Source organism: Streptococcus suis S735 (assembly GCF_000294495.1).
GTDB classification, from domain to species: Bacteria; Bacillota; Bacilli; order Lactobacillales; family Streptococcaceae; genus Streptococcus; species Streptococcus suis.
Genome location: NC_018526.1, coordinates 1,642,406 through 1,659,836 on the forward strand (window position 1 = coordinate 1,642,406; position 17,431 = coordinate 1,659,836).

Annotated in this window: 13 protein-coding genes and 1 pseudogene; 2 read left to right on the plus strand and 12 right to left on the minus strand. The window is 42.5% G+C overall.

Features of this window, described 5'->3' with window-relative positions:
* Positions 1-70 precede the first annotated feature (70 nt).
* Positions 71-1,735 (minus strand): DAK2 domain-containing protein, encoded by a 1,665-nt coding sequence (locus YYK_RS08170; protein ID WP_012028485.1) that lies wholly within the window; start codon positions 1,733-1,735, stop codon positions 71-73.
* A 2-nt stretch (positions 1,736-1,737) separates the two neighbouring features.
* Entirely contained in the window at positions 1,738-2,103 is a 366-nt protein-coding gene (locus YYK_RS08175; protein ID WP_002939192.1) for an Asp23/Gls24 family envelope stress response protein, read from the minus strand.
* 333 nt (positions 2,104-2,436) lie between these two features.
* Here YYK_RS08175 and YYK_RS08180 point away from each other — a divergent pair.
* Positions 2,437-3,628 (plus strand): annotated as a pseudogene (locus YYK_RS08180) (IS110 family RNA-guided transposase).
* A 208-nt stretch (positions 3,629-3,836) separates the two neighbouring features.
* Here the strand turns inward: YYK_RS08180 and YYK_RS08185 are convergent.
* The 5 genes from YYK_RS08185 to YYK_RS08205 all read right to left on the minus strand — a co-directional run bounded on the left by YYK_RS08185 (position 3,837) and on the right by YYK_RS08205 (position 9,829).
* Positions 3,837-4,739 carry an ABC transporter permease gene (locus tag YYK_RS08185; RefSeq protein WP_002938141.1) on the minus strand — a complete coding sequence of 301 codons (903 nt, stop codon included), beginning with the start codon at positions 4,737-4,739 and terminating at the stop codon, positions 3,837-3,839.
* A gap of 13 nt (positions 4,740-4,752) precedes the next feature.
* Positions 4,753-5,709: an oligopeptide ABC transporter permease gene (gene opp4B / locus YYK_RS08190; protein ID WP_002938143.1), complete on the minus strand. Its 957-nt coding sequence runs from the start codon at positions 5,707-5,709 to the stop codon at positions 4,753-4,755.
* Position 5,710: 1 nt separating this feature from the next.
* Entirely contained in the window at positions 5,711-6,652 is a 942-nt protein-coding gene (locus YYK_RS08195; protein ID WP_012027759.1) for an ATP-binding cassette domain-containing protein, read from the minus strand.
* Positions 6,653-6,654: 2 nt separating this feature from the next.
* Positions 6,655-7,653 carry an ABC transporter ATP-binding protein gene (locus YYK_RS08200; protein ID WP_002942324.1) on the minus strand — a complete coding sequence of 333 codons (999 nt, stop codon included), beginning with the start codon at positions 7,651-7,653 and terminating at the stop codon, positions 6,655-6,657.
* Positions 7,654-8,038: 385 nt separating this feature from the next.
* Positions 8,039-9,829, minus strand: a complete 1,791-nt coding sequence (locus YYK_RS08205; RefSeq protein ID WP_014917310.1) for an oligopeptide ABC transporter substrate-binding protein — start codon at positions 9,827-9,829, stop codon at positions 8,039-8,041.
* A gap of 212 nt (positions 9,830-10,041) precedes the next feature.
* Here YYK_RS08205 and pbp3 point away from each other — a divergent pair, with 212 nt between their 5' ends.
* Entirely contained in the window at positions 10,042-11,292 is a 1,251-nt protein-coding gene (gene pbp3 / locus YYK_RS08210) for a D-alanyl-D-alanine carboxypeptidase PBP3 (protein ID WP_014917311.1), read from the plus strand.
* 244 nt (positions 11,293-11,536) lie between these two features.
* Here the strand turns inward: pbp3 and sufB are convergent, their stop codons facing one another.
* The 5 genes from sufB to sufC form a co-directional block, all read right to left on the minus strand.
* On the minus strand, positions 11,537-12,952 hold the full coding sequence (gene sufB, locus YYK_RS08215) for a Fe-S cluster assembly protein SufB (RefSeq protein ID WP_002938151.1): 1,416 nt from the start codon (positions 12,950-12,952) through the stop codon (positions 11,537-11,539).
* Positions 12,953-13,301: 349 nt separating this feature from the next.
* Positions 13,302-13,742: a Fe-S cluster assembly sulfur transfer protein SufU gene (gene sufU, locus YYK_RS08220; RefSeq protein ID WP_012775691.1), complete on the minus strand. Its 441-nt coding sequence runs from the start codon at positions 13,740-13,742 to the stop codon at positions 13,302-13,304.
* Positions 13,729-14,952, minus strand: coding sequence for a cysteine desulfurase (locus tag YYK_RS08225; protein ID WP_012027766.1), 1,224 nt, complete (start codon positions 14,950-14,952; stop codon positions 13,729-13,731). Before YYK_RS08225 ends, sufU begins: the two co-directional genes overlap by 14 nt.
* Before the next feature lie 3 nt (positions 14,953-14,955).
* Positions 14,956-16,218: a Fe-S cluster assembly protein SufD gene (gene sufD, locus YYK_RS08230; protein WP_012775333.1), complete on the minus strand. Its 1,263-nt coding sequence runs from the start codon at positions 16,216-16,218 to the stop codon at positions 14,956-14,958.
* Between the two features lie 16 nt (positions 16,219-16,234).
* Positions 16,235-17,008 carry a Fe-S cluster assembly ATPase SufC gene (gene sufC / locus YYK_RS08235; RefSeq protein ID WP_002938165.1) on the minus strand — a complete coding sequence of 258 codons (774 nt, stop codon included), beginning with the start codon at positions 17,006-17,008 and terminating at the stop codon, positions 16,235-16,237.
* Between the last annotated feature and the right edge of the window lie 423 nt (positions 17,009-17,431).

The window sequence follows — 17,431 nt, forward strand, 5'->3', positions numbered from 1 at the left end:
TGTCATAGGTCTACTGGAAATTGTAGACAAGTCGACAGAAAAAATCGCAAGCCAGAGCCTGCGATTTTGTTTATTCTACGCTGAAAAGATATGGATAGACTGGTTGATTTCCTTGATGGATTTCGACCTCAACATCTTCAAATTGTTCTTCTAGCTGTTCAGCAAGAGTTTGAGCCAATTCTTCATTACCATCTTCACCGATGTAGATAGTCACGATTTCGCTGTCTTCATCCAACATTTTATCAAAGGTAGCCACAAGTGTCTCCATCATATCTGGATTAGAAACCACAATCTTGCCATCAACCATACCAAGGTTGTCATTCTCATGGATTTCAAGACCGTCAATGGTTGTATCGCGGACCGCAGTTGTCACGCTACCACTTTTCACCTCTGCGAGAGATGCCGTCATCGCTTCAAAGTTGCTTTCCAAATCACGACTTGGATCAAAAGCAAGCAAGCTAGTAAAACCTTGTGGTAGGGTCTTAGTTTCCACAACCTTAACCGCAACTTCTGCAACCTCAGCAGCCGTCTGAGCAGCCATCAAGATATTTTTGTTGTTTGGCAACAAGATGACATTGCGGGCATTGACCAATTCAATAGCATTGACAAAATCTTCTGTTGATGGGTTCATGGTCTGACCACCTGAAATCACATAGTCAACGCCTTGTGATTTGAAGATTTCTGTCAAACCTTCCCCAGCAGCTACCGCAATAATAGCATACTCTTTTTGTTCAGCCGGTTTTTGGAAACTTTCTACTTTCTCAACCTGAGCTTCATGTTGCTCACGCATATTGTCCACTTTTACCTTGACCAAGCTACCATATTGAAGACCCGCTTGCATGACCAAACCTGGATCTTCTGTATGGACATGGACTTTAACGATTTCATCATCGTTGACCACAAGGAGGGAATCCCCAAGGTCGTTAAGGTAGTTACGGAATTCTTCATAATCAAAGTCCTTGACATAAGTAGGCCCCTGGCGAAGAGCTACCATGATTTCTGTACAGTAACCAAAGGTAATATCTTCAGTCGCTACATGACCTGCAACTGACTTGTGGTGCTCAGCATTGATCATTTCAGACATAACAGCAGGTGTCGCCTCAAAATCTTCCGAAGCAATATACTCACCCGTCAAAGCTGACAAGAAGCCTTCATAAATGTAAACAAGACCTTGTCCACCTGAATCGACAACACCAACTTCCTTCAAGACTGGAAGCATCTCTGGCGTTTTCTTAAGAGCACGATTAGCACCGTCAAGAGTGGCACGCATGACCTCAACCGCATCATCAGTCTCTTCTGCCTTTTTCAAAGCGGCAGTGGCTGCCCCACGCGAAACAGTAAGAATTGTTCCTTCAACTGGCTTCATAACGGCTTTATAAGCCACTTCTACACCATGTTGAAAGGCTTGCGCCAAATCCTTACCGTCCAATTCAACCTTGCCTTTAACAGATTGACCAAAACCGCGGAACAATTGCGACGTAATAACACCTGAGTTTCCACGAGCTCCCATCAACAAGCCCTTAGAAAGAATTTGCGCAACTTCTCCAACAGTAGAAGCAGACTTATCTGCTACTTCTTTAGCACCATTGGTAATAGTCATCCCCATGTTGGTACCAGTATCCCCATCCGGAACTGGGAAAACATTGAGTGAGTTCACATATTCGGCTTGTTTATTCAGACGAGTTGATGCTGCCTGCACCATTTCTTGAAATAAACTAGTTGTAATTTTAGACACAATTATTCTCCTACGACTTTGATATTTTGGATAAAGACATTGACGGCATCTACAGAGATACCTAGTTGATTTTCCAAGTTGAACTTAACGCGTTCTTGGATGTTGCGAGATACTTCACTGATTTTTACACCGTAGCTCATCACAGTATAAACATCGACTGCAATGCGACCATCTTCCAAGGTCTTAATCACAACACCTTTAGAATAATTTTCTTTTCTCAAAAGTGCTTGAAAATTATCCTTGATCGCAGACTTACTAGCCATCCCAACAACACCGAAAATCTCAGTCGTAGCACCGCCAACAACTGTGGCAATCACGTCATCAGTCAATTCGATTTGGCCGTCTTTAGTATTGATTTTAACAGTCATAATTCGTTACCTCAAATAGTTTTATCACTCCATTTTACCACATTTTCTGCTTTCTGTAAAAAACAAGCTTGTTACATCGGATTTTACAAAAACATACTAAGATTAGTAGTGAGGAAATCTCCGACGGGAGAAAGTACTCACTACTTTTTCTTTATGATAAAGTAGAGGTGTCTTGTTAAGTCGAGAACTCTTTTGACGCTAGACGTCGCAACAAAAACTGGCAAGACACCTGTTTTAGAAAGAATGTTATCAAAGTATGTGGGACGCCAGACGTCGAGTATTGAAAATGACATCACTAAAACAAGGAATCATTCAAGACAAAGAGGTAATATCATGCGAGTAGTTTTTGGGATTGATGTGAGTAAGGCAAGTTCAGAAGTGGCCATTCTAGTCAACGGCGAGAAGGTACATAACTACACCATGTCCAATGATGCCATTGGCTTTTCTCGGCTACTTGGCGATTTGAAAACCGTCCACAAGCCAGAAATCATCTTTGAAGCAACAGGCGTCTATTCTCGTCGTCTTCAAGCTTTTCTGGATGAACATGGCTACGCTTATACACGACTCAATCCCTTAGAAGCCAAGAAGCAACTGGATAGCTTGCGTGTGCGGAAAACAAATCAAATTGACGCTGAAAAACTGGCTCAATCTCAATTTGTGCTGAATCGTAAACCGACGTATGTCCAAGAAAAAGTCTACCAAAACTTGCGGGATCTCAGCCGTTTCTATCAGAATCTGACCGAGGACATTGTTCGAGCTAAAAACCGCCTGCACAAGGTCTTACAGGTCACTTTCCCTGAATTGGAAAATATCTTGTCAACACCATCTGGCGAACAATACTGGAACTTAGTTATAGCTTTTCCTTGCAAGGACTTCGTGCTTGAGTTAAGCAATGATGAACTCTCAAAGAGCATCCGTCTGTCCACTTCAAAACGGATTTCTGATAAGCGTGTGGCTTACTTAGCAGAAAAGCTTATAGCACTAGCTAATCAATCTTATTGTGCCGTCAAGAAAACCTCTCCAATACTGGAAGAGGTCCGTTACTATGCAAAGACTTTATGAACAGAGACAAGCTGTCTTAGACGAAATGGTGGAACTAGCTCAGCCATTACCTGAATATGACATTCTGCTCTCTATTCCTGGAATAGCTGAGACTACTGCAACAAGTATTATTGGTGAACTGGGAGATATTCGCCGTTTTCAGTCAGCCAACCAAATCAATGCCTTTATCGGTATTGACCTGAGACACTATGAATCTGGTAACTTCCTCGCTAAGGAACACATTACCAAGCGTGGCAATCCCTACGCTAGAAAGATTCTGTTCAAATGCATTCACAATATCGCTTCAGCCAGTCATACCAATCCTTGCCATATCGCAGACTTTTATGAGAAACGAAAAAGACAATCGCAAACGACTTCAACGAAGTCGCACACGATTGCCTCCATACATCGTCTCATTCGGACAATGTATTACCTCATTATGCATAACAAACTTTACGATTACGCTTCAACTCAAAATCGGTAAAACTGTTTATGCCATATCATTGTAACACCTTATCAAAAAATTTCAACATAAGGTGTTGGTTTTGTATGCACTTTTTACACTAAAATTTAGTCCAAAATAAAACAATTTCCTTATTTTGACTATTGAACTCAAAATATTTTTCGTCAAATACCTTGATGGACTTGACAAATAGTAGAAAAAAGAGTTCCCAAAGGAACCCTTTTCACAATTAACCTAAACGCTGCTTAGCATCTGCTGCACGTTGGAAAGCTTGTCCGACATAGTTGATACAGAGCATCATCACAAGGATGAAGATGGCTGCTGGCAACCAAATCCATGTCTTGTTTTCCAAAATATCTGCATTGCGAGCATTGGCAATCAAGGTACCCAAACTTGGTACTGTCGATGGCAGACCGAAACCAAGATAAGTCAACGAAGTCTCGATACCGATATTTCCCGCAAAGTTCAAGGTCAAGTTAACGATAATCAATGAACTTAAGTTTGGTAAAATTTCACGGAACATAATCATAAAGTCGCTTGTTCCCAATGTTTTTGATGCATTTACATAGTCCAAACTTGCCTCTGACAAAGTCCTTGTACGGAATAGACGAGCCTTGGCCGTCCAATAAAAGGCACTCATGATGAGAATGAAATGATAGATTGTATAGTTCTTGATAACTGTCACGAAAACAATAATCAACATTGTCACCGGCAAAATCATGATGAAATCGACAATACGCATCAAGAATCCATCTAAACGACCGCCATAATAACCAGAAATCAGACCGACAGAAATCCCGACAATACTTGTAATAATCGTAATGGTAAAACCGATAATGATTGAGTTACGAGCGCCGATAATCAGCTGACCAAAGATATCTTTACCACCTTCATCTGTCCCCAAGATATAGCCGTCAACACCTGGTTCCAAGTAACGTCCCAAAAGGTTGACTTTCATAACTTGTTCTTGATTCAACAGAAGTGCACCGATAAAGACTGCTAAGAGAACCGTCACTAAGATAATTAATGAGGTCAATGCAAGTCGATCTTTCATAAACTCCCGCGCGATGACACGGAAGCCACCTGGAGGAGTTGAAGCAGATTGTACTTGTTTTTTATTTTCTTTACTCACCTTACTCCTCCTTCTATTTCACACGGATACGTGGATCCACGATACTCATGATAATATCTGAAATCAATGTCCCCAACAAAGTACCCATACCAAATACCAACAATAAAGCTAAGATAACACTATAGTCACGACTAGAAATAGAGTTAAAGAATAACTGACCGATACCTGGGTAAGTGAAAATATTTTCAATAAAGATAGAACCACCAATTAATCCTGTCAATTCATAGCCCAAGAAAGATGCGATTGGTAAAATCGAATTACGGAAAATATGACGGTTATAAACAACTCTCTCAGGAACACCTTTGGCACGAGCTGTACGAACATAGTCCTGACTCTTAGCATCAATAATCCCCGTACGGAGATATTGAATAGTAACTGTTGTTGACAAAATAGCCATTGTAATCGCTGGCAGAATCATATGGTGTAAACGACTGAGAGTCGCTGCAAATCCTTCCACACCTCCACTAATCGAACCACGCGTCGGGAACCAGCCCAAACTAAAGCCAAACATCCAGAGCATGAGAATGGCAAAAACGAAAGTTGGAGTTGAAAATGTCAAGAAGTTATACACGCCAATGATTTTATCTGCAAGTGAGTTTTGATAACGACCTGCAATCATACCCAATGGAAGTGCAATCAAATAAGTCAATACCATCGTCAAGAGGGATAATCCAATTGTATTATTCAAGCGCTGCATGATGACATCAACAACTGGTTGTTTAAAAATAACACTCTGACCAAAATCTCCTTGCAAAAGATTGCCTACCCAGCGGAAATACTGAACAGGGATTGGGTCATAGTAACCTGCCGCAATCCGTTTTTGTTCAATGATTGCTGGATCAATATTGGGGTCAATCAATCCTGTAAAGGGATCCCCCGGCATCATCTTCGCAACAAAGAACGCAATGACACTCAAAATAATAATCTGCGGAATCATCATGAGTAAACGACGTAATACTGTTTTCCACATCTTAGTTCTGACCTCCTTCTGGAAGGGCTACTTGATGAGTTTCTGAGAAGGATCTCAAATCGTACACACGACCGTTTTCATCATAGTATTGACCTTGCATTTCTTGATATTCTTTTTCAGCAGCCAAACGCTTTTCTTTATTCTTCAATCGATTGAGTGGGTCAATCGTTGGAATAGCTGACAACAAACGTTTAGTATAAATGTGTTGTGGATTATTATAAATATCGTTCTTATTTCCTGTTTCTACGAAACGTCCGCGATACATGATGAACAATTCATCACACATGTGTTGCACAACACCGAGGTCATGGGAAATAAAGAGATAGCTGAGCTTAAACTCATCTTGGATACGTTTCATATAATTCAAGACCTGTGCCTGCACAGACAAATCCAAGGCAGAAACCGGCTCATCTGCAATAATCAAACGAGGATTACTAGCCAAAGCACGAGCAACACCGATACGTTGGCGTTGACCACCTGAGAATTCGTGAGGATACTTAATCAGAGCTTCTTCATTTAGACCGATTGTATCCAAGAGTTGAAGAACTTTTTTCTTTTCTTCATCTGGAGATAAACGGTCAAAGTTACGAATTGGTTCTGCAATGATGTCCAAGATACGTTTTTTCGGGTTGAAACTTGAAAGAGAATCTTGGAAAATCATTTGAACATCACGATTAAAGTTTCCTTTTTTACCACGTGATTTGTTGGTTACATCTTGTCCTTCATAGATAATCTGACCAGAAGTGGCACGCTCTAAACCGATAATTGCCTTACCAATGGTTGATTTCCCAGAACCTGACTCACCTACCAAACCATAGGTTTTTCCTTCTTCAAACTCAATATTAACACCATCCACAGCATAGACATGGTCCGTCACACGGTTAAAGAAGCCACTACGAATTGGATAATGGACTTTTAAATCTTTTACTTCAATAAATCCCACTATTAGGCCTCCCCTTCAAAATAGAATGTCTCATGGCAGGTACAACGAACAAAGTGATTTGGACCTACCTCGTGCATGCTCGGATTCTCTTCATGAGCCTCTGCTCCAATCCACGGAATACGCGGAGCAAAACGGCAACCTTTACGAACCATTTTTGTAATCGGCGGCACAATACCTTCAATAACATGAAGATCGCCTCCTTCGCTACCTGATTGAGGATTTGACTTCAAGAGCGAACGTGTATATGGATGTTTAGGATTGGTAAACAATTCTTCTACTGGCGCTACTTCGACAAACTGACCACCGTACATGACCGCCACACGATCAGCAGTTTCTGCAACTACTCCCAAGTCATGGGTAATCAAAATAATACCAGAACCTGTCTCCGCTTGAATATCATTTAAGAGATCCAAGATTTGTGCTTGAATTGTAACATCCAAGGCTGTTGTAGGTTCGTCCGCAATAATAATTGGCGGTTTACAAGACAAGGCCATCGCAATAATGATACGCTGACGCATACCACCTGAAAGCTCATGTGGATACTGTTTAAATGTCCGCTTAGGATTTGGAATACCTACCTGAGCCAAGAGTTCCAAAACTCGCTCTGTACGAGCATTGGCATCCAAATCAGTATGATAGAACAGTGCCTCATCAATCTGTGCACCAATCGTCATCAATGGATTTAGAGAAGCTAAGGGATCTTGGAAAATCATACCAATATCATTACCACGTACTGTATTGTACTTAGCTTCATCCATGCCAATCAATTCCATATCATTGTACTGGATGCTTCCTGTGATTTTGGTATTCAAAGGGTTATGCAAGCCCATGATGGTCGTTGCCAAAGTTGATTTTCCACAGCCAGATTCCCCTACAATTGCCAAAATTTCATTTTTTTGCAATGAGATGTCAACACCGTCAACAGCGTCAAAATAATCATCTCCAATACGGAAACCGACGTGTAAATCTTTAATGTCTAAAAGCGGTTTTTCGGTAGCCACGCTTTTTCCTCCTTTATGTGCCAGCTAATCAAGCTCAATCAATTCAATAGCCTTACGATTATCAAGTTCATATAACGTTTGATTAACTGACTTTATATAACTACTCTAGAATAACATATTTCTACCAAATTATCGTTTGATAGCGATTACCCAGAAGTAAAAAATGTACCTATATCCAATCATAAATCAAGACCATCCCTATCACTGTCTCAATTAGGAATTGAGTAGGTTAATGTTCTTCATCTTGAGTTTTTGTTAGTAGGGACTCATTTTTGTGTACTGAGTGTACTGAGTCTACTATACCACAATTATCTGAAAATTCCAATAGCAATCTGAAAAAAGCCAATCAAATTGGCTTTTTCAGATTCTATTGTCTTCTAACAAATTATTCTGCCACTACACCCTTATCAGCTGTCAATTCGATACCCTCATAAGCAAGACCTGTACCCGAAGCTGAGCCGTATTTTGTATCATAGCTTTTCACACGTTTATTAACAGCAGTAATTTTTTCTGACTCAAACGTTGGAATAGCAAATGCTTGCTCGTGAGCATATTTTTGCCAAGCCTTATAGTTCTCAACGTTTTTCTTATCATCAAACGACTCTGCTGAGCTGATAGCTTCCAATAACTTGGTGTTTTCATCGGACACGAAACGTGACATATTGAAGGCTGCGATAGGCCCCCATAGACCACTTGGGTTTGGATCGTAACCTGTTGACCATCCACCAGCATACATATCAATAGCAGCATCATTAGCCTGAACTGAGTTATAGAACGACTTACCTTCAACTATACGTCCTGTGTAAAGTTCGACATTCAAGCCAACTTCTTTCCACCAAGCAATGTATTGTTGTACAAGCGCTTCGTTAGCTTCAGTACGTTTACGAGCCGCAAAGGTAATCTTGAATGCCTTACCATCTTTGCCTTCACGGATACCATCACCATCTACATCTTTGTAGCCAGCTTCATCCAAAAGCTTTTTCGCTTTTTCAGGATTGTATGAATAGCCTTCCAACTCTGAATCATGAATATCGCCGAAGAATGAGATAATCAATGATTTTGCAGGGTGGTAAAGACCGTTGTATAATGACTTACCAGCTGTCTTGGTATCAATCGCATAGGCAATCGCTTGACGAAGTTTCACATCATTCATCTTGGCATTTTCATCCATAACGTTCTTACCAGCTGCTTCGTCATATTTACCAAAATTAAACGAGATATACTCATAAGACGACTCTAACTGACCAACGATATTCAAGTTAGAAGCATCCTTATATGAATCTAACTGATCAACCGGCATTTCTGCGATATCATAATTCCCCGCTTTCATTTCAGAAACAATAGTATCAGGAGATACGATGTCAATCTTCAATGAGCTTGTTTTTGGTTTCGTACCCTTGAAGAAGTATTCGTTTGGTACGTAAGTGATAGACTCACCATTGACGATTTCCTTAATCTTCCACGGCCCCATACCAACAAGCTTCGCAGTACGTGAGTATTCGCTCTTTTCCCAGTCTGCAACAGGGATGTCTTTATAGATGTGTTCTGGTTGGATATAGGCTGGGACATCACCACCTGCATACATCATTGAAGGTGACATTTCTTTTACAGTTAATTCTACTGTATAGTCATCAACTTTCTTAATACCAGAGATGTCTGATGCTTTTCCATCAACAAATTCTTGCATACCTTCAATATTCAAGAATTTATCATCAAAACGAATACCTGTATAGTCTTTGCTTGCCATCGACTTAATTGTAAAGATGTAGTCGTTGATTGTGAATGGCTCACCATCTGACCACTTGTAATCCTTACCAGTCAAGCTGACTGTGATTTTCTTGCCTTTTACATCAAATTCAGCCTTGGCAAGACCTGAGTCGTCCAACTTACGTTCTCCGTCGTAACCGAACATTGAAATATCAACCATACCACCAAATGTTGAATCAGTAGTATTCTCAGTCAACTCATCAATTAAAAGACCTGATGAAGTTGTAGGAGATACCCAAGCATATTTCAATTGAGCATCTGCGACTGCTGTTCCATCTTGTTTTACTTCAGCCGGGAATGACAATTCCTGTTTTGCTGCACCTGATTGTTTTGAACCACATGCTGCAAGAACAGATGCTGAAAGGAGAGTCACACCTGCAAGTGCAAAAAGTTTCGTTGTCTTTTTCATAAAACACCTCTGTTTTCTTTTTGTTTGACACTTATTACTATGTCTTATAAAAATCATTATATCATAAATTTTTCTTAAATAAAGTCTTTTTGTCAGAAAATTTTGTAAAAACATATTTTTTCATCATTTTCTCATTTTTTACATGTTTTTTCCAAATTTTTCTCACATTTCTTGTGATATAATAGAATAAAATACCCCAAAAAGGAATGATTATGCGTAAACTTTTACTAACACTCACTACAATCCTTGCTGTTTTTTTAACTTCCACACCTATTTTGGCAGAAGATTTTTCTGTTGCAGCCAAGCATGCTATCGCGGTTGAAGTAAGTAGCGGCAAAATCTTGTATGAGCAAGATGCCGAAACCAAAGCAAGCATTGCTTCTATCAGTAAGACATTGAGCATTTACCTGGTCTACGAAGCACTGGCAAAGGGGGAAATCACTTTAGATACTATGGTAGATATTTCTGATTATCCCTATAGCCTCACTTCTAATACTGAATTAAGCAATGTCAATCTAGATGAACGCTCCTATTCTGTAAGAGACCTATTAAACGCTTCTTTAATAACATCATCCAACAGTGCTATTATTGCTCTGGCAGAAAAAATAGCCGGTAGCGAAGCTGCATTCGTGGATCGAATGAAGGCAAAAGTCCAAGAATGGGGAATTACCGATACAAAAATTGTCAATGTATCCGGGCTAGATAATACCGACTTGGGTGAAAATATTTATCCAGGTTCCAGTCCTGAAGATGTAAATATGTTTTCAGCCCTAGATGTTGCTATCATCGCAAGACGATTAATACTCGACTATCCTCAGGTACTCGACATTACCTCGCTAAACGCCTACGATTTTGGCGGCTACACTTACTATAGTACCAACCAAATGCTGAGCGACGGCACTCACGCTCGTGGAGGGGTGGACGGCTTAAAAACAGGGACCTCAAACTCGGCTGGTTCAAGTTTTCTTGCAACAACTCAACAAGCTGGTATGCGCATTATCACAGTAGTATTGAATGCCAATGATGGGCTGACCTCTCCAGAAAATCGCTTTGTCGCGACAAATGATTTGATGAACTATGTTTATTCTAACTTTTCGCTTGTTACACTAGTAAAAAAAAGTGAAGCCTTTGGAGATAGTAAGATAAAGGTTTTCAACGGTGAAAAAGAAACAAGTCCTGTTGTTGCAGCAGCAGATTTAACTGTTGTTCAACGAAATCAAACTGATAATGTCCCCACCGCAACTTTCACAACGGATATCAAAGAAATTGATGCTCCCCTCAAAGCAGGGACCTTGGTCAGCAAACTACAACTGAAAGATCAAGATCTCATTGGAAAAGGTTATATTTCCGAGCAAACTGGTGTCGATATGATTATCCCTAGCGATATGAAAGAAGCATCCTGGCCATTCTCTTGGTGGAATCAATTTGTCCGCTATGTCAATGAAAAAATTATAAAAAAATAGTATGTCGAACGATTTTCGACATACTATTTTTTTATCGTAGAGTGACAACCGCTACTCCTTATCTCCAGCCTCGGTTGGAGAGTGAGTTGGTGAGAGTTCCTGACAGAAAATGACGAGCGTGGAAGGTAACAATTCCATTCGTCAATTTATAAAGAAGAGCTACTGCCGTCGCTCCTCATCTCCTACTTCAGTGGGGAGTTTGACGGGCTTGAACAGCTTTAAAGCTGTTCAAGTTCGCGGCAAACTATCCCACTGAACCCTCCATCTCATAGGCAATCAGTCTGTTGAGTTCGACTGCGTATTCCATTGGGAGTTCTTTTGTGAATGGTTCAACAAAGCCCATGACAATCATCTCTGTAGCTTCGGACTCGGACAAGCCACGGCTCATGAGGTAGTAGAGCTGTTCTTCTGAGATTTTTGATACTTTGGCTTCGTGTTCGAGGGCCACTTGTGAGTTGTGGATTTCATTAAATGGAATGGTATCTGATTTGGAAATATCATCCATAATAATGGTGTCACACTCAATGTGGCTGATAGACTTGGCTGAGTTTTTCGCAAAAGTGACTTGACCACGGTAGTTGACTTCTCCACCACCACGGGCAATGGATTTGGACACGATAGAAGATGAGGTGCGTGGGGCGTTGTGAATCATCTTAGCACCGGTATCCTGTACCTGACCCTTGTTGGCAAAGGCAATGGACAACATGGTTCCACGTGCCCCTTCACCTTCTAGGTAAACCGCTGGGTATTTCATGGTCGTCTTGGCACCGAGGTTGCCGTCAATCCACTCAACTGTGGCATTTTTCTCGGCACGGGCACGCTTGGTTACCAAGTTATAGACATTGTCTGACCAGTTCTGAATGGTGGTATAACGCATATAGGCACCTTCGTGGGCGATGATTTCCACAATCGCTGCATGAAGACTTGCCGTTGAGTAGGTCGGTGCCGTACAGCCTTCTACGTAGTGAACACTTGCCCCTTCATCTACGATGATGAGGGTGCGTTCAAACTGACCTGTTCCTTCATTGTTGATACGGAAGTAGGTTTGGAGTGGAATATCCAGCTTGACACCTTTTGGTACATAGATGAAGGTTCCACCTGACCAAACCGCTGAGTTGAGGGCAGCTAGTTTATTATCTGACGGCGGAACAAGTTTTCCAAAGTATTTTTTGAAGAGTTCTGGATGTTCCTTGAGAGCCGTGTCGGTATCCGTAAAGATAATGCCATGCTTGTCGTACTCTTCCTTCATGTTGTGGTAGACCACTTCTGATTCATACTGGGCAGAAGCACCTGCTAGGTAGGCACGCTCGGCCTCTGGAATACCGATGCGTTCAAAGGTTTCCTTGATTTTGTCTGGTACATCATCCCAGCTGCGTGCTGGCTTATCTGACGGTTTTTGGTAATAGACAATGTCATCAAAATCCAGCTCAGACAAGTCGGCTCCCCAAGTCTGCATCGGCATTTTCTTGAAGGTTTCGTAGGATTTCAAACGGAATTCCAACATCCATTCAGGCTCGCCTTTGATACGGGACATTTCACGAATGACTTCTTCGTTCAAACCCTTACCTGTCGAAGCCACCAGTTCCACGTTCTCGTCATGGAAACCGAATTTGTATTCTCCAAGATCAATCGGGGTTGGTTCAATTCTTTCTTCTGACATAATATAAGATACTAAGCCCCTTAAGAAAGCAAATGAAAAACAGGAAATCGACTTCGTGTGCAAACACACGCGGAGATTTATCTTTTTTCAAAAGCTTTTAGGGCGAGTTCAATTTCATTTCCAATCAGAAACTGAACAATCCTTTCTGTATGATTTTCATTTTTGTTTATTCGATGATGCTCAGTAAGCATCTTCACTTCGTTCGATTGCTTTCTTCAAGACACTAAACTTGGTTGGAACTAAAGTTCCTAACCAAGTAACGCAAGGTTCTAATCAACCTTGCTAAGTGGCTTACTAATTGGCTGATTTTGGTAATATCGACCAAAATCGCTCATGTCGCAGTTACCCTTCATTCAGCACTGTCACTTCGTTCCAGTGCTTTCTTCAGGGCATTCCACGGTAATGTGGCACATTTGATGCGTTGGGGGAATTTGGCAACACCTGCGAGGAGGGAGGCGTCTCCCAGTTCCTTCTGGCGTGGGTCTTCTTGACCTCGGACCATTTGTGAGAAGATTTCTGCTAGTTCTTGAATCTGACTGATTTCTTTGCCAAGCACTGCTTCAGTCATCATAGAAGCTGATGCGGTTGAAATGGTGCAGCCAACGCCGTCAAAAGCAATATCGGTAATCACATCTTTTTCAATCTTGACGGACAATTCAATCACATCGCCACAGGTTGGGTTGTGGAGTTCTAACTTTTCCACTCCGTCCAAGCTTCCGCGATGACGAGGCGACTTGGAGTGTTCAGACACAACTGCCATATAAAGAGAGTCTAATCTAGATAGGGCCATTGAAAAACTCCTTTGTCTTGATGATTGCCTCGACCAACTTATCACAGTCAGCCTTGGTATTGTAAATGTAAAAACTTGCTCGTACAGTAGCAGGCACCTGCAAATATCTGAGAAGCGGTTGGGCACAATGGTGGCCTGCCCGCACAGCAACACCTTCATAGTCCAGAGCAGTTGCCACATCGTGTGGATGCAAGTCGTCCAAGTTAAAGGCAATAACTCCCGTCCGCTTGGACAGGTCCTGACTGCCATAAATGGTCAAGCCTGGAATAGCCTGCAATTTTGGAAAGACATAGTCAACCAGTTCTGCCTCGTGGGCCTGGATAGCGTCCATACCAATTTCGGTCAGGTAATCAATGGCCGCTCCCAGACCAATCGCACCTGCAATATTGGGCGTTCCTGCCTCAAACTTCCAAGGCAATTCCTTCCAAGTAGCTGACTGCTCATAGACAAAGTCAATCATTTCACCGCCGAATTCAACTGGCGACATGAGATTGAGCAATTCTTCCTTGCCGTAGAGAATGCCAATTCCTGTCGGTCCCAACATTTTATGACCTGAAAAGGCATAGAAATCCACGTCTAATTCTTGCACGTTGACGCCCATGTGGGGAACTGACTGGGCTCCGTCCACCACCAAGTAGGCACCGACTTGATGCACCAGCTCTGCTATTTCCCCAATAGGAACCACGCCACCTAGGACATTGGATACGTGGGCCAGGGAGACGAACTTGGTCTTAGAAGATAGTAGCGACCGCAGATGGTCCATGTCTAGCTCGCCGTCTTTTAGGGTCACATAGCGGAGCTTAGCACCCGTTTGCTGACAGGCTTGCTGCCAAGGGATGATATTGGAGTGGTGCTCTTGGACCGAGATGATCACTTCCTGGTCTGGCTGGAGAATTTCCTTTGCAAACTGAGCCACCCAGTTAAGACTAGTGGTCGTTCCTCTGGTAAAGAGAATTTCCTTGCTAGACTTGGCCTGAATAAAATCTGCCACCTTCTGCCTAGCCGCCTCGTAGCGAGTAGTTGCCCGTTCCGAAAGGGTGTGAACGCCACGGTGGACATTGGCATTGTCCTTCTGGTAATAATCCGCCAGCACATCTAGTACCTGCTGCGGTTTTTGAGTGGTCGCCGCATTGTCCAAATAGACCAGCGGCTCATCGTTAACAACTTGGTCTAGGATTGAAAATTCCTTGCGAATGCGTTCCAAATCCATATCTTATCTCTTTGTTAGTTTTTCTTCAATCACGGCAATCAGTTGGTCACGAACTTCCTTAACAGGAATTTCTGTGATAACAGAGCCTAGGAAACCACGAACAACCAAGCGTTCAGCTGTTGCTCGGTCCAGACCACGACTCATGAGGTAGTACATGTCTTCTGGATCCACCTGACCGATTGAGGCTGCGTGTCCAGCTGTGACCTCATTCTCATCGATAAGGAGAATTGGGTTAGCATCTGAGCGAGCCTTATCAGACAACATGAGGACACGGCTTTCCTGCTGGGCATCCGCTCCTTTAGCACCGCGGACAATGTGTCCGATGCCATTGAAGGTCAAGGTTCCACTTTCTAAGATAACCCCATGTTGCAGGATGTGACCGACCGAATTATGACCGTAGTTGGTCACGCGCGTATCCACACCTTGGACCTGACGACCTGATGACAGTCCGACAACTTTGAGGTTGGCATGGCTACCGTTTCCTTTTAATTCGCTGTCCAAATCGGCAACCACATTTCCTTCGTTGAGCAGACCAATCGCCCAGTCAATCGTTGCATCGTTTCCGAGATAGCCGCGACGGTTGAGGTAGGTATCCAAATGCTTGCCAAGGCGGTCAATGGCCGCAAACTTGATTTGGCTACCAGCAAGGGCGATTACTTCCACGACAATATTGGCTGAAGTCGTTGCTGCGCCGTCGCCCAAACTTTCAAAGCGTTCTAGATAATTAAGCTTGGCATTTTTTCCAGCGATGATGAGGACACGTTTATTAAAAGCAACTGGACTAGTGCTGTCTTGGTAGAAAAGGGCCTCAACTGGCTGGTCGATTTCAACATTATCTGGCACGTAGAGGACAGCTGTTGCGTTAAAATAGGCTGTGTTATAGGCGGCTAATTTGTGTTCATCGTAGGCTACGGCAGCGCCGAGATACTTTTCAAGTACATCTGGAATGACATCCATAGCCGATGCGAAGTCAGTAAAGACTACACCTTTCTCTACAAGGGCAACCGGCAACTGTTCTAGAATCGTTTGGCTGCCAACTTGAACCAACATAGGATTGTCACCGATAGCTGTAAAATCTGGAACTGCCCCGATTTCATCATTTGTAGCTAGGCTTCCGTCACCTAGATTCCAACGGTGAAACTTGACCCGCTCGATAACCGGCAAGTCCAGCTCTGCTATTTTGTCAAAAGCCTTAAGACGCAGGTCTGTCAACCAAGTTGGTTCTGCCTGCAAGGCTGAAAATTCTTGAATCTTTTCTTTGGTCATAGCTTCCTCCAAAGACTTAAATGTCATCTTCTTTGTAGTCGATGCCAAGCTCTGCTGCGACTTGGACATAACCTTCTTTTTCCAAGCGTTGTGCCAATTCTGGTCCGCCTGACAGAACAACACGACCTTCCATCATGACATGGACAACATCAGGAGTGATGTAGTTGAGCAAGCGTTGGTAGTGAGTAATAATCATGGCACCAAAGCCTTCACCACGCATAGCATTTATCCCCTTTGACACGACTTTAAGGGCATCGATGTCCAAACCTGAGTCAATCTCATCAAGAAGGGCAAAAGTTGGTTCCAACATGAGTAATTGCAGAATCTCATTGCGTTTTTTCTCACCACCTGAGAAACCTTCGTTGAGGTAGCGCTCTGCCATTTCCTCTTTCATGTTAAGGAGCTCCATCTTTTCATCCAACTTAGTAATGAAATCACGAACAGAAATCTTGTCTTCGTCTTCCTTACCAGCGTTCATTGCGGCACGAAGAAATTCCGCATTAGTAATCCCTGGAATTTCTGACGGGTATTGCATAGCCAAGAAAAGACCCATACGGGCACGTTCATCGACTTCTAATTCTAAAATATTGACACCGTCAAACAGAATCTCACCTTGGGTAACTTCATAACTTGGATTCCCCATGATGGCTGCTGAAAGGGTGGATTTCCCTGTTCCGTTCGGTCCCATGATGGCTGCAATTTCACCTGTTTTAAGGGTCAAATTCACACCCTTCAAGATTTCTTTGCCTTCAATTTCCACATGAAGGTCTTTGATTTCTAATACTGACATGCTGTGCTCCTTTTCATTTTTGTCCTCTTCAAAAACCACATTAACTGACCAAGCTAACTAGATACACCGATAAGACTCAACTTTGGCAGTGGGGAAAGAGCTCGACCATTCATAGAAGAGTCCGTCAACAAGTCCTAGTTTTAAGTTGTTGAGCTGGGAGTGGGAAAGAACTCGACCATCCATAGAAGAGTTCGTTTTCCCACCCCCGCACAGTTGATTAGGTCAGATTTGGAGTGTAAAACACGAACAAATCTGCCAATCAACCACTACTGCGCTAAGATGTTGACACTAACGTTGAGAAGCGGTACAGGGCTTGAGCCCAGCTTCACTCCACTGGACTGTTAAACCCAATCAACCACTACTGCGCTGAGATGTTGACGCTAACTTTGAGAAGTGATGCGGGGCTTGAGCCCAGCCTCTTTT

Excerpts from the sequence above, each read along its gene's own strand:
- sufU (WP_012775691.1), bottom strand. The coding sequence starts at position 13,742 with ATGGCCCTATCTAGATTAGACTCTCTTTATATGGCAGTTGTGTCTGAA.
- YYK_RS08205 (WP_014917310.1), bottom strand. The coding sequence starts at position 9,829 with ATGAAAAAGACAACGAAACTTTTTGCACTTGCAGGTGTGACTCTCCTT.
- sufB (WP_002938151.1), bottom strand. The coding sequence starts at position 12,952 with ATGTCAGAAGAAAGAATTGAACCAACCCCGATTGATCTTGGAGAATAC.
- YYK_RS08175 (WP_002939192.1), bottom strand. The coding sequence starts at position 2,103 with ATGACTGTTAAAATCAATACTAAAGACGGCCAAATCGAATTGACTGAT.
- opp4B (WP_002938143.1), bottom strand. The coding sequence starts at position 5,709 with ATGTGGAAAACAGTATTACGTCGTTTACTCATGATGATTCCGCAGATT.
- sufD (WP_012775333.1), bottom strand. The coding sequence starts at position 16,218 with ATGACCAAAGAAAAGATTCAAGAATTTTCAGCCTTGCAGGCAGAACCA.
- YYK_RS08225 (WP_012027766.1), bottom strand. The coding sequence starts at position 14,952 with ATGGATTTGGAACGCATTCGCAAGGAATTTTCAATCCTAGACCAAGTT.
- pbp3 (WP_014917311.1), top strand. The coding sequence starts at position 10,042 with ATGCGTAAACTTTTACTAACACTCACTACAATCCTTGCTGTTTTTTTA.
- sufC (WP_002938165.1), bottom strand. The coding sequence starts at position 17,008 with ATGTCAGTATTAGAAATCAAAGACCTTCATGTGGAAATTGAAGGCAAA.